This is a genomic window from Gottfriedia sp. NPDC057948 (assembly GCF_042887255.1).
GTDB lineage: Bacteria > Bacillota > Bacilli > Bacillales > Bacillaceae_G > Gottfriedia.
The window spans coordinates 179,690-193,989 of record NZ_JBHVPN010000005.1; the positions used below are offsets into that span (position 1 = coordinate 179,690).

12 protein-coding genes, 1 pseudogene and 1 riboswitch are annotated in these 14,300 nt (G+C 33.8%); of the genes and pseudogenes, 3 read left to right on the forward strand and 10 right to left on the reverse strand.

The window, feature by feature from the left end; translation table 11 throughout:
• Positions 1 to 55: 55 nt before the first annotated feature.
• Positions 56 to 220 carry a hypothetical protein gene (locus ACFVRR_RS11245; RefSeq protein ID WP_387328240.1) on the forward strand — a complete coding sequence of 55 codons (165 nt, stop codon included), beginning with the start codon at positions 56 to 58 and terminating at the stop codon, positions 218 to 220.
• A 122-nt stretch (positions 221 to 342) separates the two neighbouring features.
• Here the strand turns inward: ACFVRR_RS11245 and ACFVRR_RS11250 are convergent, their stop codons facing one another.
• A complete protein-coding gene (locus tag ACFVRR_RS11250; protein WP_387328243.1) occupies positions 343 to 1,332 on the reverse strand; it encodes an NAD(P)-dependent alcohol dehydrogenase in 990 nt (329 codons plus the stop codon).
• Positions 1,333 to 1,480: 148 nt separating this feature from the next.
• A complete protein-coding gene (gene metK, locus ACFVRR_RS11255; protein WP_387328247.1) occupies positions 1,481 to 2,677 on the reverse strand; it encodes a methionine adenosyltransferase in 1,197 nt (398 codons plus the stop codon).
• Positions 2,678 to 2,887: 210 nt separating this feature from the next.
• A riboswitch (SAM riboswitch) is annotated at positions 2,888 to 3,000 on the reverse strand.
• Between the two features lie 311 nt (positions 3,001 to 3,311).
• On the opposite strand from metK, the gene pckA reads away from it, so the two are divergent.
• Together pckA and ACFVRR_RS11265 are read left to right on the forward strand one after the other, a co-directional pair.
• On the forward strand, positions 3,312 to 4,898 hold the full coding sequence (gene pckA / locus ACFVRR_RS11260) for a phosphoenolpyruvate carboxykinase (ATP) (protein WP_387328250.1): 1,587 nt from the start codon (positions 3,312 to 3,314) through the stop codon (positions 4,896 to 4,898).
• Between the two features lie 205 nt (positions 4,899 to 5,103).
• Positions 5,104 to 5,631, forward strand: coding sequence for a hypothetical protein (locus ACFVRR_RS11265; protein WP_387328253.1), 528 nt, complete (start codon positions 5,104 to 5,106; stop codon positions 5,629 to 5,631).
• Between the two features lie 64 nt (positions 5,632 to 5,695).
• Here the strand turns inward: ACFVRR_RS11265 and ACFVRR_RS11270 are convergent.
• The 8 genes and pseudogenes from ACFVRR_RS11270 to ACFVRR_RS11305 all read right to left on the reverse strand — a co-directional run.
• Positions 5,696 to 6,040, reverse strand: a pseudogene (locus ACFVRR_RS11270) (carboxymuconolactone decarboxylase family protein); the annotation flags it as partial.
• A 119-nt stretch (positions 6,041 to 6,159) separates the two neighbouring features.
• The gene (locus tag ACFVRR_RS11275) at positions 6,160 to 6,756 is read right to left on the reverse strand and encodes a YesL family protein (RefSeq protein ID WP_387328256.1); all 597 of its coding nucleotides are present in this window, start codon (positions 6,754 to 6,756) and stop codon (positions 6,160 to 6,162) included.
• Positions 6,757 to 6,828: 72 nt separating this feature from the next.
• The gene (locus ACFVRR_RS11280) at positions 6,829 to 8,343 is read right to left on the reverse strand and encodes a glycoside hydrolase family 32 protein (RefSeq protein ID WP_387328259.1); all 1,515 of its coding nucleotides are present in this window, start codon (positions 8,341 to 8,343) and stop codon (positions 6,829 to 6,831) included.
• Between the two features lie 22 nt (positions 8,344 to 8,365).
• A complete protein-coding gene (locus ACFVRR_RS11285; protein ID WP_387328262.1) occupies positions 8,366 to 9,325 on the reverse strand; it encodes a carbohydrate kinase family protein in 960 nt (319 codons plus the stop codon).
• A 97-nt stretch (positions 9,326 to 9,422) separates the two neighbouring features.
• On the reverse strand, positions 9,423 to 11,030 hold the full coding sequence (locus tag ACFVRR_RS11290; RefSeq protein WP_387328265.1) for an ABC transporter substrate-binding protein: 1,608 nt from the start codon (positions 11,028 to 11,030) through the stop codon (positions 9,423 to 9,425).
• Positions 11,031 to 11,139: 109 nt separating this feature from the next.
• Positions 11,140 to 12,054 (reverse strand): carbohydrate ABC transporter permease, encoded by a 915-nt coding sequence (locus ACFVRR_RS11295; RefSeq protein WP_387328268.1) that lies wholly within the window; start codon positions 12,052 to 12,054, stop codon positions 11,140 to 11,142.
• Positions 12,055 to 12,066: 12 nt separating this feature from the next.
• Positions 12,067 to 13,038, reverse strand: a complete 972-nt coding sequence (locus tag ACFVRR_RS11300; protein ID WP_387328271.1) for an ABC transporter permease — start codon at positions 13,036 to 13,038, stop codon at positions 12,067 to 12,069.
• 167 nt (positions 13,039 to 13,205) lie between these two features.
• Complete coding sequence (locus tag ACFVRR_RS11305) at positions 13,206 to 14,180, reverse strand: LacI family DNA-binding transcriptional regulator (RefSeq protein WP_387328274.1); 975 nt, start codon at positions 14,178 to 14,180, stop codon at positions 13,206 to 13,208.
• Positions 14,181 to 14,300 lie beyond the last annotated feature (120 nt).

The following is a 14,300-nucleotide window of genomic DNA, read 5'->3' on the forward strand; positions in this document are numbered from 1 at the left end:
CTAAAACAACGATGAATTTCATCGACTTTCTACTATTTATATGGAGGTAATATAATTGAGTAAAAAAAATAAACCCCTCATAAACGAAGAGCAAATGAAAATACAAGCAGACCTTAATAATCTCGATCCAGGGCATTCTGTGGATGAGCACCGTAAAATTGAAACGACTAATATAATGTTAGCTGGAGAAGAAATCAGACAGCAAAATGAAAATCTATAAAAAAAATCCCTCAAAAGGTCATTTTGAGGGATTTCTTTGTGTAGGCTTTCGAGGCGCAGTGTTACCGAAAATGGTAATGAGCACGGAACAAGCAGGCGTTTAACGAAGAAAGCGAGCGTTTGTCAACAGTCTGAAATTCCTCGAATGTTAATAACAACATTCCCCTTCTTATGCCCTTTTTCTACGTAACGATGTGCTTCAACAATTTGATCAAGCGGGTACTGTCGATCAATAACAGTTTTTAACTTATCCTCTTCAATAAGTGCTTTTATATAATTTAAATCTTCATTGTTCATATTTGCTACACCAAAAATAGCTTTTTTATCACTAATCAAATTACTCCATATTGCTTGAAAATAAACTGAAAGCTTCCATACAGCACTTAATAAATAAACGCCATCTTTGTTAAGCAATCTTTTACAATTTGAAAAGGAGCTCTTTCCTACCGTATCAAAAATAATGTCATAAGTTTTCTTACTCTTAGCAAAATCTTTATTTGTATAATCAATTACTTCATTTGCGCCTAAAGCCCTTACCAATTCTAAATTTGATGTACTACATAATGCGGTAACTTCTGTACCAAAATATTTAGCTAACTGAATTGCATATGTTCCAACACTTCCTGAAGCACCATAAATAAGTACTTTTTGTCCATTTTGAATAATACTTCTCCTTAGAAAGTGTAATGCAGTAAGCGCCCCAACAGGTACAGCTGCAGCTTGCTCAAAGGACATATTTATTGGTTTTTTAGCTAGAACACCTTCTTTATGTAAAGAGATATATTCAGCATTAGCTCCAAAAGTAAATCCACTATATCCAAAAACTTGATCACCTGTTTTAAAATTTCTTACGTTTTTGCCAACTGTGACTATTTCTCCAGCAAGCTCACAACCTGGTATTTGATTTTTCGGCTTAGTGAGGCCAAACATAAGTCGTGAAGGTAGCCAATACATAAAAGGAAAATCGGAGCTTCGAAGTTTTACATCTCCTGCGGTTACAGTTGTTGCGTGTATTTTAATTAATACCTCATCATCTTTTATTTTTGGTTTTTCAACTTCTGTTATTTGAAGAACTTCTGGTGGACCATATTTTGTACATATAATCGCTTTCATAGGTTCCTCCATTACAAACTTTAATTGAGTCATTTAAACCTATGAAAAATGATTTTTAAGTATACCTATATGTAGAAAAAACAGTGTGCATCTAACTAAACAAAAAAGACTGAATATAGCATATGCCATATTCAGCCTTAATCATTTATTATAGACCTGCATCAGTTTTTAAAACTTCTGCTTTATCAGTACGCTCCCAAGGAAGATCGATATCTGTACGGCCAAAGTGACCATAAGCAGCAGTTTGTTTGTAAATTGGACGACGTAGGTCAAGCATTTTAATAATTCCAGCTGGACGTAGGTCGAAGTTGTTGCGAATTACTTCAACTAATTTTTCTTCTGAAACTTTACCTGTACCAAAAGTATCAATAGCGATTGAAACTGGTTTAGCTACACCAATTGCATATGCTAATTGAACTTCAGCTTTATCAGCTAAGCCAGCAGCTACGATGTTTTTCGCAACGTAACGTGCAGCGTAAGCAGCAGAACGGTCAACTTTAGTTGCATCTTTACCAGAGAATGCGCCACCACCGTGACGAGCATATCCACCGTAAGTATCAACAATAATTTTACGACCTGTTAAACCAGCATCCCCTTGAGGTCCACCGATAACGAAACGACCTGTTGGGTTGATAAAGAATTTTGTGTTTTCATCAATTAACTCAGCTGGTACCACTGGTTTAATTACAAGTTCTTTAATATCATTTTCAATTTGAGCTTGAGTAGCTTCTGGACCATGTTGTGTTGATACAACAATTGCATCAATACGAACTGGTTTGTTGTTCTCATCATACTCAACTGTTACTTGAGTTTTTCCGTCTGGACGTAAGTAAGAAACTGTTTCATTTTTTCTAACTTCAGTTAAACGGCGAGCAATTTTGTGAGATAATGAAATTGGAAGTGGCATTAATTCAGGTGTTTCATTAACAGCAAAACCGAACATTAAACCTTGGTCTCCTGCACCGATTGCTTCAATTTCTTCATCTGTCATGCTACCTTCACGAGCTTCTAACGCTTGGTCTACACCTAGAGCGATATCTGCTGATTGCTCATCGATAGAAGTTAAAACTGCACATGTATCTGCATCAAATCCGTATTTTGCACGGTCATAACCGATTTCACGGATTGTTTCGCGAACGATTTTTGGGATATCTACATAAGTAGAAGTTGTAATTTCACCTGCAACAAGTACTAAACCTGTTGTAACTGAAGTTTCCGCTGCTACACGAGCATTCGGATCATTTGCTAAAATTGCATCAAGAATTGAATCTGAGATTTGGTCACAGATTTTATCTGGATGTCCTTCTGTAACTGATTCTGAAGTAAATAAACGACGTTGTGACATTGAGTCCCCTCCTAAATTGAATGTGACGGATCTCTTTTTTCTCAACATAAGAATAAAAAGTTTGTTCCTATTCCTATGTTTCCCATTTAAGATAAAGATAACTCAGTGTAAATTACGAAATTGCCACTGTATTTAAGTTTTGAGCAAAAAAAAAGCCTTCCTCTTATCAAATATTACATGAGGAAAGGGTTCTTGGTTATTTGCCTTTCGCTCTTATCGTCCAAGACATAAAAAAGTCTTGCATCAGGTTCAGCACCTTTCACTAAAAGTGAGGTTGCTGGGCTTCGTAGGGCCTGTATCCCTCCACCTACTCGGGATAAGAGAGTATCCGTATGAAAAGTATCATATTAAAATTTCACTTTCTTGTCAACAATTTTCATCATAACTTAAACATAATTCTACAATAACTTTATCTCTACATTCATTTCTATTTAATGGGAAATTACTAATTATTATACTTACATTTAATAACTTACATCATTTGATAAGTAAAGTTTACTCAAATTTATTTTTTAATCAAATTCATAACACATTTTGCCAACTAATAGTATACACTATTAAAATAAATGTGTTATACTATTTATCGAGATACCTACATGGCAGACAAATTATATTTAAAGGATGGTATTAGTATATGAAGACAGTTGATGTAAACTTTGAATTAAACGAATTACTTACTAGTAATCAAGTGTATAACCAACTAAGCGTTTCTGAGTTAGTTGAAAAAGTCCTAACAAGACAAGAAGGAATTTTAACGTCAACAGGAGCAGTTAGCGTTTCAACAGGCAAATATACTGGACGTTCACCTAAAGATAAATTTATTGTTCAAGAGGCATCTGTTGAAAATTTAATCGATTGGGGTTCAGTAAATCAACCAATCTCTGCTGACGTATTCGAAAAATTATATAGCAAAGTACTTAATTACTTAAAAGATCGTAACGAATTATTCTTATTTAAAGGATTTGCTGGTGCTGACACGGAGTATCGTTTACCAATCCAAGTAATTAACGAATTTGCATGGCACAACTTATTTGCTCATCAATTATTTATTCGCCCAACTGAGCAAGAGCTTCAAACTCATGAAGCAGAATTTACAATTGTTTCTGCTCCAACATTTAAAGCAGACCCAGTAGTTGATGGAACAAATTCAGAGGCATTTGTTATTGTATCATTTGAAAAGAAAATTATCTTAATTGGTGGTACGGAATATGCTGGAGAAATGAAAAAATCTATTTTCTCAATCATGAATTTCCTATTACCACAAAATAATGTTTTACCAATGCACTGTTCTGCTAACGTAGGTAGCGAAGGCGATGTAGCATTATTCTTTGGACTTTCAGGAACTGGTAAAACTACATTATCTGCTGATGCAGACCGTAAGTTAATCGGTGATGATGAGCACGGCTGGTCAGATAATGGTGTATTCAATATTGAAGGCGGTTGCTACGCTAAATGTAGCAATTTAACATTTGAAAAAGAGCCACAAATTTTCTCTGCAATTAAATTTGGTACAGTGTTAGAAAATGTTGTTGTTAAATCTGATAGCCGTTTAGCTGACTATGATGATACAACTTTAACAGAAAATACTCGTGCTGCATACCCAATGCAAGCAATTCAAAATATCATTGAGCCAAGTGTTGCTGGTCATCCGCATGCAATTATCTTTTTAACTGCTGATGCATTTGGAGTATTACCTCCAATCAGTAAATTAACAAAAGAGCAAGCTATGTACCACTTCTTAAGTGGATTTACTAGTAAATTAGCAGGTACTGAGCGTGGTGTTACTTCTCCACAAGTAACATTCTCAACATGTTTCGGATCACCATTCTTACCGCTTCCAGCTGTAGAATATGCAAAAATGCTTGGTGAAAAAATTGAAAAGCATAATGTAAATGTATTCTTAGTAAACACTGGTTGGACTGGTGGAGAATACGGCGTAGGTAAACGTATGAATCTATCTTACACAAGAGCAATGGTTCACGCTGCACTTGAAGGTGATTTAAACAACATTGAAACTACTCAAGATGAGTTTTTCGGTTTAGCAATTCCAACTCATGTACCTGGTGTACCTGATAGCGTATTAGTCCCTTCAACAACTTGGGAAGATAAATCAGCTTATGATCAAAAAGCTCTTGAATTAGTAACTAAATTCAAAGAAAACTTCAAAAAGTTTGAAGGCTTTGATGCTCAATTAGCTGAACTTGGCGGACCTTTAAAATAATCTAATAAAGTAAAATGTAAGGGCTGTCCAATAAGTCGGGATTTATGACTTATTGGCAGCCTTTTTTTATTTTCAGTATTAAAAAACAACCTCACTCATTAAAAGGAAAATATTAACATTTAAAGAATAAGTTTAAAGTAAGATTAAAGTAACTAAACATGAATAATAATCACTATTTATTTATCGAATTAAATGGAGGATTAAAATGAGATCCATAAAGATATTAACTCTGATTTTTTCATTTACTGCAATTTTATTAACTACCTTGTTTTTATTTAATACTGGTACCTTGTCTAAAAATTTAGATAAGCATGTTTCACTATCTTCTAAAGAAATTGAGCCAAAAATTGAATCATTATCCAAAAGATATTATGAGATCAAAGATTCTGTGGATAATCAATTACTTTATGGAGTTGAATATTATTTAGTCGTATCAGTACCAGAACGTTATAAAAACGATATAGAAAATGCTCAAATAGAAATCCTACTACCTAAAAAAGTCCAATCAATATTTGGAGTCAATATTGAAGAAATCAATCATAATCAAAGTTACAAAATCAATAATGGAAGAGCCAATTTTAGTTTATCTAGCTCCATTGCTACTTTAAACATGACAATGGATCAAAAAAATTATATTAAAAATAATCATGATCTTTACACTATTAAAATTTATTCTAATAAACAATTAATAAAAAGCGATGTTATAAAAGTACAAAATTTTAATAAGAATTGAAAATTTCATTAAAAAAATGAGCCAATCTTCGGCTCATTTTTATTTTTTAAATTTTATTAAGATATTATTTTTCAGCTGGTCTATTCCCCATAGAAATAGAAATACGATTCCAACTGTTAATTTGATTGATTATGAATACAAGATTTACGTATTCTTCTTCGCTAAAGTGTTTACATACACGATTATATATTTCTTCAGATACACCTTTATTCGAAATTTCTGTATTATGCTCAGTTAACTCTAAAGCTGCTTTTTCCACATCTGTGTAAAAATCGCAATCTCTCCATGCACTAATACAATATAAACGTTGTTCCATTTCTCCTATTTCTCTCGCTTCAGATGTATGCATATCAAGGAAAAAAGCACAACCATTTATTTGTGAAGCACGAATTTTGATAAGTTCACGATTAGCTGGTTTAGTTGAAATAAGAAATTATCAATTTTCTATTTTCTCGTACGCAAATGAAGCTCTTCTTCTTACATACTCCGCTTCTTGAAGGCTCCATTAAAAATCAGCTATAACTACGGTTAATTCTTCTTAATACCTAAAAATAATTTATGGCAAATGGTATATGAGAAATAAGCAGTAACACTACCTAATATAAAAATGAATAGGGGAAGCAAATAAACTAGATACAATGATATGAAAGAAATCATTATTAATAAGATGGTTAACAAAGGATATCTGGTTACTAACGTTATTGAATTTTTAATTACATTTTTCCAATTTGTATCAAAGTGAGCCATAATAGGAAAAAGATAAACAGTAATTGATATGAAAAATAGAGATAATAAGCAAAGAATACCCAGCAATATAAGATGCATCAATGAACCATCAAAATGTAATATGCGAAAGTCTATATAGATAAAAAAACCTAGGGTTACCCATAATACAGAAAGTCCAAAACTTTGCAAAAAACATTCTCTAAATAACAATAAAAAAGTACGGAAAACCCCATTCGTTTCTTTCCCCATTGTCCACTTTCTTATTACACCATACATGGATACTGTTGCCGGAAAAATTGTTATAACAGGGATACACATTATCAGCCATAATATATTTAATAAGAATAGGTCAACTATTTTTTCGGCAAATTGCAAAAATCTACTATTAAGGATATTCATTGTATTTCCCCTTTTTTAAGAACAGATTGATTTTTTTCACAAAAAATTCCATTCAAAATTATAATGGTTTTATTATTTTTTGCGCCAACATGATTTTAAATCGTAAAAATCTAGAGATGTTAGTTTGACATTGCCATCAACAGCAAATACTTCTAAACCTTGGCTATTACTATCTGGGAAAATTAAATCAGTCATTACCAATTCTCCATTATTTGCAAATACCTCAACGGAAGACCAATCAACAAAAATAAGCATTTTTATTCGATTTTGTATTGGTTCTAAAATTGCAGAGTGATTACATGCAAAAAATGAATTAAATGATGCTTCCCCAGAACTCTGTCGATCAATAAATAACTTTTTCTCATTTACATTATATCCAATTATGGTTTTCTCATCTTTTGACATTCGTACCTTAAAACCGAATTCAGATGCTGTATCCAACTCAAATTCCGCTCTTAATTCAAACGCTTTACCCTTTAAATTCGAAAGCACACTAGCTGCGTTTTCATTAATAATGCTATTTTCCAATTTTGTATTTCCCTCTCGAAGAGACTCTAATTCCGTAATTGGAGTTTGAGATAACCGCGCACCATCATTTGTCGTTACGAGTTTTAATTCGCGAGGAAGTGTCATTGCACTTCTCCAAACTTTTGTTGGAGTTTCATTTGCATATTTCCAGTTACTCATCCAACCTATAAAAATACGTCGCCCATCCTTAGCAGGTACATCTGACCAAGTGACTCCTGCATAGTTATCTCTTCCATGATCAAGCCATAAGATCATTTCTTCTGGATTATCATTTGTAAAAGTTGAACCATCAAAATCTCCTATAAAATATTGAGTTCTAGAACCTTCTGCATATGCGGCTTCATTTCCTATACTAACTATCATTACCCATTTTTTATTTTCATTTTTTCCGTCAGCCGGTAATTCAAATAGGTCAGGACATTCCCAAACACCTGCATGAGAACCTGATTTACTACCAAATTCACTTGCAAATTCCCATGTTTTTAAATTTTGCGAGGTATAAATCCTGACATGATTACTTGCTGCAAGAATCATGATCCACGTTTTAGTATTTTCATGCCAAAACACTTTGGGATCACGGAAATCTGTGATTTTTATGTCTGATAAGATTGGGTTTCCCTTATACATGTTCCAAGTTCGCCCTTTATCAGTACTGTAAGCTAGACTTTGTCTTTGTCTAGGACGGTCTGAACCCGGATATTGGTCTGAATGCGTAAAAATGGCAACAAGCCCAGATTCACCATTAAAAAATTCAGTTGAATCATGCCAATCTACAACAGCACTGCCAGAAAATATAGCCCCATTTTCATCCGGGGACAAAGCTATTGGCAAGTGCTCCCAATGAATTAAATCCTTACTTACAGCATGTCCCCAATGCATCGGGCCCCATATCGTATCATGTGGATGGTACTGATAAAAAAGATGGTATTCTCCCTCATAATAAACCATTCCGTTAGGATCATTCATCCAATTGGCTTCTGGTGTGAAATGGAACTGTGGTCTATGAAGTTCTAAGTAATATTTTTCTGAACTGGATGTTTTATGTTCTTCTATTTTCATTGTTAAGGTTCTCCTTTGTTACTTACCTTGAGTTGCTTAATGTATAAATTTCGTCGAGAGTAGGCATACTACCAATAGCACCTTTTTTTGTTGTAGCTAATGCGCCTACAGCATTTCCGAAAGACGCTATTTCTTCTAAGTCTTTGAATGTTAAACTATCAATCTGGCATTCTTTTTGAAGGATCTTATAAAGAACTCCTCCAAGGAACCCGTCTCCTGCTCCTGTAGTATCTTGAACGTCCACTACAAATCCCGGTACATAACCTATTTTTTCTCCAAGTCTAAAGTAACTGCCATTTTCACCTAAAGTGATAAAAATCAAGGGAACATTGTATGTGTTACTTAAAATTCGAGTGCCTTCTTCAAGATCTCTAACACCAGTAAGAAAAACTAGTTCCTCTTCAGAAATTTTTACCATATCAGCATATTCAAGTCCTTTATACATCATTTCTTTAGCACGGTCTAAACTATTCCATAACGATTCTCTTAAATTAGGATCGAAAGAAATAATAACTCCATTTACTTTTGCAAAAGCAACGGCAGCGAGAGTGGCCTCAGCAGCAGGATTATGAGTCATAGAGAGAGATCCAAAGTGAAAAATTTTAGAATTTTTTATCAAACCAAAATCAACATCTTCTATGGATAATGTGGTATCAGCTCCAGGGTTACGATAAAAGCTGAACGTTCGATCACCCTTACCATCTAAATGGACAAATGCTAAAGTTGTTTTTGTATTTTCTGAGAAAACTAGCCCAGAAGTATCTATATTTATTTGATCCAATACATTTTTTAGAAATAAACCAAATTGATCATTTCCAATTTTCCCGATAAATGCAGTCTTTTTTTGCAATTTAGATAAAGCTGCTAAAACGTTAGCAGGAGCCCCACCAGGATTTTGTTCAAACAAAATTTTTCCGCTTTGCTGGAATCCAGAGGGGGTAAAATCAATAAGTAACTCTCCTAGAGCTGTAATATCGTACATTCTTTTTCACCTAACTCTTTAGTAGTTTGATATAAAAAATAAGGCAGACTATTAGGCTACACCAATATGTTCTGCCTTATTTTTAGAAATGGAATGGTTATTTACTAGTTTTATTAAAATCGTCTAATCCCTTTTGGTACAATTTCATCAATTCAGGAAGACCCATTTGATCTAATTGTTTTATATAGCTTTTCCAATCTTTTTCAATTCCACCATCCTGTAACCAATGCGCTTGCTTTTGGTTAACAAATTGGGTAATATCCGTTTGAATCTGATTAATTCTTTGTGAATCTTCTTCACTAAAGAAAACTTGCGGATAATTCTCTTTTTCTTCGTAAGGACGATAGTATTTATCCAGAATTTGCAGACGTTCTTTAGCACGTGATTCCATATCGACCACTTTACCAAAGTCTTGTTTTAAAACGATGAATGGACCGCCAGGAGCCACTTTTTGACGGTACTCGCCCATTGCTTCTCCAGCAGGTAATTCTTTATTTACTAACATACCGTTACTGTCCTCTTTATAAATCTCACCAATAGGACCCCAGTTCACTTGAGCAGATTCTTTCGGAGCATATAATTGGTCTACCCATCTTGAAGTAATTTCTGGATACATATTTGCTTTTGTAATAACAAATGCATCACGACCATACTCAGAATAATTTGAGCGTCCTACGATTGGTTTTCCTTTTGGACCTACAAGCGGTGGTAAGACTACATAATCATTTTGACGATCAGTGCCGACCATTTCTGTATTTTCCCACCAAATGAAGGAACCTAATGTCTCATCTTTTGTTTTCCCTTTTGCAAACATCTTTGCCATATCTTGTGTGGTTGCTTCTGGATCAATTAATCCTTCCTTCACCCATTTATGGTAATACTGAATAGCTTCTTTATATTCTGGTTGAACAGCAGTAAAGATTACTTTTCCATCACGGACGATACGGTGGTCGTTGTTATCAGGAACGCCGAAAGGTGCAATCATATCACCGAAGTTTCCAGTCCATCCGTTGAATAAGTAAGTTAAACCAATCTCATCTTTTTTACCATTTCCGTTTGCATCTTTATCTTGAAATGCTTTCAAAACATCATGATACTCTTCAAGCGTTGTTGGCAATTTTAACCCTAGCTTATCTAGCCACTTTTTATTGATATACATCGTGTTAGGCAGTCCAACTAAGTCCATCTCTTCTGCTCTAGGCAAAGAATAAATATGTCCATCTGGAGCTGTAATGACCCGCCTTAATTCAGGTCTTTCTTCGAGTCTTTTCTTTAAGTTTGGCATATATTTATCTATTAGGTTATCTAAAGGTATAATGGTACCATCCTTTGCATATTTCTCAATATCCAAATCGCTAAAACCTGAATTATAAAAGGCATCTGGAAGATCTCCACTTGCAAGTAATAAGTTTTTCTTTTCTTGATAACCATCACCGGGAATGTTATTCCATTTAATTTGAACATTGGTTGTTTTTTGAAGTTCTTTAAAAATGGTCATATCGGCAAAATTAGGAGCTAAAGGTGATTTCGGTGACACAAAATTAAGTTTAACTGTTTTATCAACAATCGGTAGTCCAGTAGAATTTATTTTCACATTCACTTTTTTAGTTTCTTCTGATGCACTTTTATCACTTGAACATCCAGCAAGAATCGTCGAAAGACCAACGGATAAAACGATTGATTTCGTAAACCATGACTTTTTCATTAATATTTCCTCCTCATAATCAAACAGTTTTTTATATGAACTACCTTTTAGGAACCCCTTATCGTCACCCCTTTAAAGGAATATTTTTTAGTCTTGGTATTTGGAAGGATTACCCTTTCACACCGCCAATTAGTACTCCTTTTACAAAATATTTTTGGACGAATGGATAAACGATTAATAATGGAATTGCGGCAACAATGATAACGCCATACTTAATAATCTCTCCAACGTGTTGCTGTGACGCAAGATTATTTAAATCACTTAACATTTGTACACTCAATTGATTCTGAATTAAAATATTGCGCAAAATTAATTGCAAAGGATACAAACTTTCATCATTTAAATAGATCAAAGCATCAAAATATGAATTCCAATTACCTACTGCATAAAATAGAACCATAACAGCGATAATCGGTTTGGATAATGGAAGAACAATTTTCAAAAAAAATCTTGTGTTCGAGCAACCATCGATTTTACCTGCTTCTAGTAATTCATTTGGAATAGAAGATTCGAAAAAGGATCTCGCTACAATCAAATTCCAAACGGCGATAGCTTTTGGAATAATCATTGCCCACATCGTATTCAGCATCCCTAAATCTTTTACAACTAAATATGTAGGAATTAACCCGCCAGAAAAGAACATCGTGAATACTATCATCAACATAAAGAAGGATCTACCAAATAATTCTTTACGGGATAAGGCATAAGCAGCCATCAATGTCAGGGATACTTGTACCGCAGTTCCTAAAACCGTATAAATAATGGTATTTTTATACCCTATCAAAATTTTAGAATCACTGAAAATCCTCTTATATCCTTCAAATGTGATTTCTTTAGGTAATAACCAAACACTTCCGTTATAAACTAAATCTGGATTACTTATTGAGGCAATGATCACAAAATATAAAGGATATAACACTGCTAAACAAATGAAAGTTAAAAATATAAAGTTAATAGTGTCAAATATTTTATCTTCTTTTGATTTTATTTTTTTTGCACTATTATTTTTTTGATTTTTTCTCATTTCCGAAGCCTCCTACCATAGTCCTGAACCAGAAACTTTCTTTGCAGTTCTGTTTACAATCCAAAGTAAAACTAAGTTAATAACCGAATTGAATAATCCTACGGCAGAAGCAAAGCTATATTCTGATTGCTGTAAACCTACTTTATAGACGTAAGTAGGAATAATTTCTGCTGCTGGCTGATTCAATGGTGTTTGCAATAAAAATGCTTTTTCAAATCCTATATTCATTAAATTCCCTACTGATAAAATAAGAAGTATAATAGCTGTCGGCATAATGGCAGGAATATCCACGTGTAAAATTCTCTGCCACTTATTTGCACCATCTACGGTTGCAGCTTCGTGAACTTCGGGATTTACCCCAGCTAAAGCAGCTAAGTAAACAATGCATGCCCAACCCGTTTCTTGCCATACGCCAGATCCTATATATAGAGCCTTAAACCAACTTGGTTCTGACATAAACGATATTGTTGACCCGCCAAATAGTGTTATCACACTATTAACTAATCCTTTATCTGAGAAAAAGACAAATACCATACCAGCTAAAACTACGATTGAGATAAAATGTGGTGCATAAATAACTGTTTGGACAAAACGCTTATACTTCTGGTGAATCATTTGATTTAAAAGTAAAGCAATAATGATTGGCATCGGAAACCCAATAACTAATTGCAAGATGCTTAAACCTAAAGAATTTTTTATTAGTGTCCAAAATTGATAAGAGTCGAAGAATCGCTGGAAATTTTCAAAACCTACCCAAGGACTTCCGAGTATGCCCAAAGAGGGTACATAATCTTTAAAAGCAATTACAACTCCATACATTGGAACGTATTGAAAAACAATAAAATAGATAACTGCTGGCAGTAAGAAAAGGTAAAGCTCATAATTTTCGAGTATACGTTTGATCCGACTTTTTTTGTTAAGCGTTTCCAAACGAATAGTGGATGGCTTTAAAGGGTTATTGGAACCTTTGATTTTTAATTTCATCATTATCTCCTTCATTTCAGATTTAGTCATATTACAATAAGCTGTACCAATTGAAACGTTTCCAATTAAGGCTAAAAAAATATATTTTACTTAGTGGTTTTCTTATTTTATTTATTTTTTAAATAATTTACTTCGTCGTTTCCAATAAATTCTAATTTTTTTATCAGTTAAGTCGTTTCACCTACTCTGTACTTTACAGGAACTCGATATATCGCTTGATCTAGATCTTCACCTTCAATCTTTTTTACTAGAAGTTTTACAGACATTCTAGCCATTTCCTCCACCGGCTGTCGGATTGTGGACAAGACAGGATGAAACAATGTATTATCTTGAATTCCATCATAACCAATCACTTTTACATTTTCTGGCGTTCTGATCCCTAGTCGTTTTGCTCGATCGATATATTTTGCAGCAAGCAAATCAGTATTTGCAAATACTCCATCTACACCTTGATGTATTTTTTTTGCAAAGAAATTCTCAAAGAATAGATCATCATTGTAAACATTATCATGTTCTTCATGGATGAAATATTCAACACCTTTAGCCTTTGCTTCATCTATAAATCCGTTTTTTCGAAGTATAACCTCACTATAAACAGAACTTGCTATTCCAAGATAGGCCACTTTTTTGGCTCCTGCATTTACCAGCTCATTTAAAGCAATACGTCCGCCAGTATAGTTATCTGAGGTTACACATGTGATTTTTTTTCCAAAATGCCTATCGATGCTGATAATAGGTATATCTGCACTTATACTCTCTTCAATGTCGTTATAGGTTATCCCAACAACGCCTGCTACTTTATTCTGATTGAGCTTATCAAAATAATAAAGTTCTTTGTCTGGTCTACCTCCACTATTGCAGAGCATCAATTTATATCCTTTTCTATCAAGTTCATCTTCAATATAATAAGCAAGCTCAGAAAAAAAAGGATTCCAAATACTTGGTAAGACAAGGGCTACCATGTTTGATTTTTGCATTTTAAAGTTTCTAGCTACTTCATTCGGAATATAATTCAATTGTTTGATAGCCGCATTCACTTTATCAAGTGTTTCAGGCGTAACGTTTGGATGATTATTAATGACTCTTGAAACAGTACCAACTCCCACACCTGCTAAGTTTGCAACATCTTTAATACTTGGCACTACAAATACCCCCAAAATTTTAACAAATTCACTAAATTATTTAATTTCAATTGGAAACGTTTCAACGACTTTATGGGATAATCTTATCATGCTATTGGAAACGCTTCAACGTTTTTTTAA

Bases quoted from the DNA above. Each gene is read 5' to 3' on its own strand.
- metK (WP_387328247.1), bottom strand. From the start codon at position 2,677: ATGTCACAACGTCGTTTATTTACTTCAGAATCAGTTACAGAAGGACAT.
- ACFVRR_RS11290 (WP_387328265.1), bottom strand. From the start codon at position 11,030: ATGAAAAAGTCATGGTTTACGAAATCAATCGTTTTATCCGTTGGTCTT.
- ACFVRR_RS11300 (WP_387328271.1), bottom strand. From the start codon at position 13,038: ATGAAATTAAAAATCAAAGGTTCCAATAACCCTTTAAAGCCATCCACT.
- ACFVRR_RS11285 (WP_387328262.1), bottom strand. From the start codon at position 9,325: ATGTACGATATTACAGCTCTAGGAGAGTTACTTATTGATTTTACCCCC.
- pckA (WP_387328250.1), top strand. From the start codon at position 3,312: ATGAAGACAGTTGATGTAAACTTTGAATTAAACGAATTACTTACTAGT.
- ACFVRR_RS11250 (WP_387328243.1), bottom strand. From the start codon at position 1,332: ATGAAAGCGATTATATGTACAAAATATGGTCCACCAGAAGTTCTTCAA.
- ACFVRR_RS11265 (WP_387328253.1), top strand. From the start codon at position 5,104: ATGAGATCCATAAAGATATTAACTCTGATTTTTTCATTTACTGCAATT.
- ACFVRR_RS11280 (WP_387328259.1), bottom strand. From the start codon at position 8,343: ATGAAAATAGAAGAACATAAAACATCCAGTTCAGAAAAATATTACTTA.
- ACFVRR_RS11295 (WP_387328268.1), bottom strand. From the start codon at position 12,054: ATGAGAAAAAATCAAAAAAATAATAGTGCAAAAAAAATAAAATCAAAA.
- ACFVRR_RS11275 (WP_387328256.1), bottom strand. From the start codon at position 6,756: ATGAATATCCTTAATAGTAGATTTTTGCAATTTGCCGAAAAAATAGTT.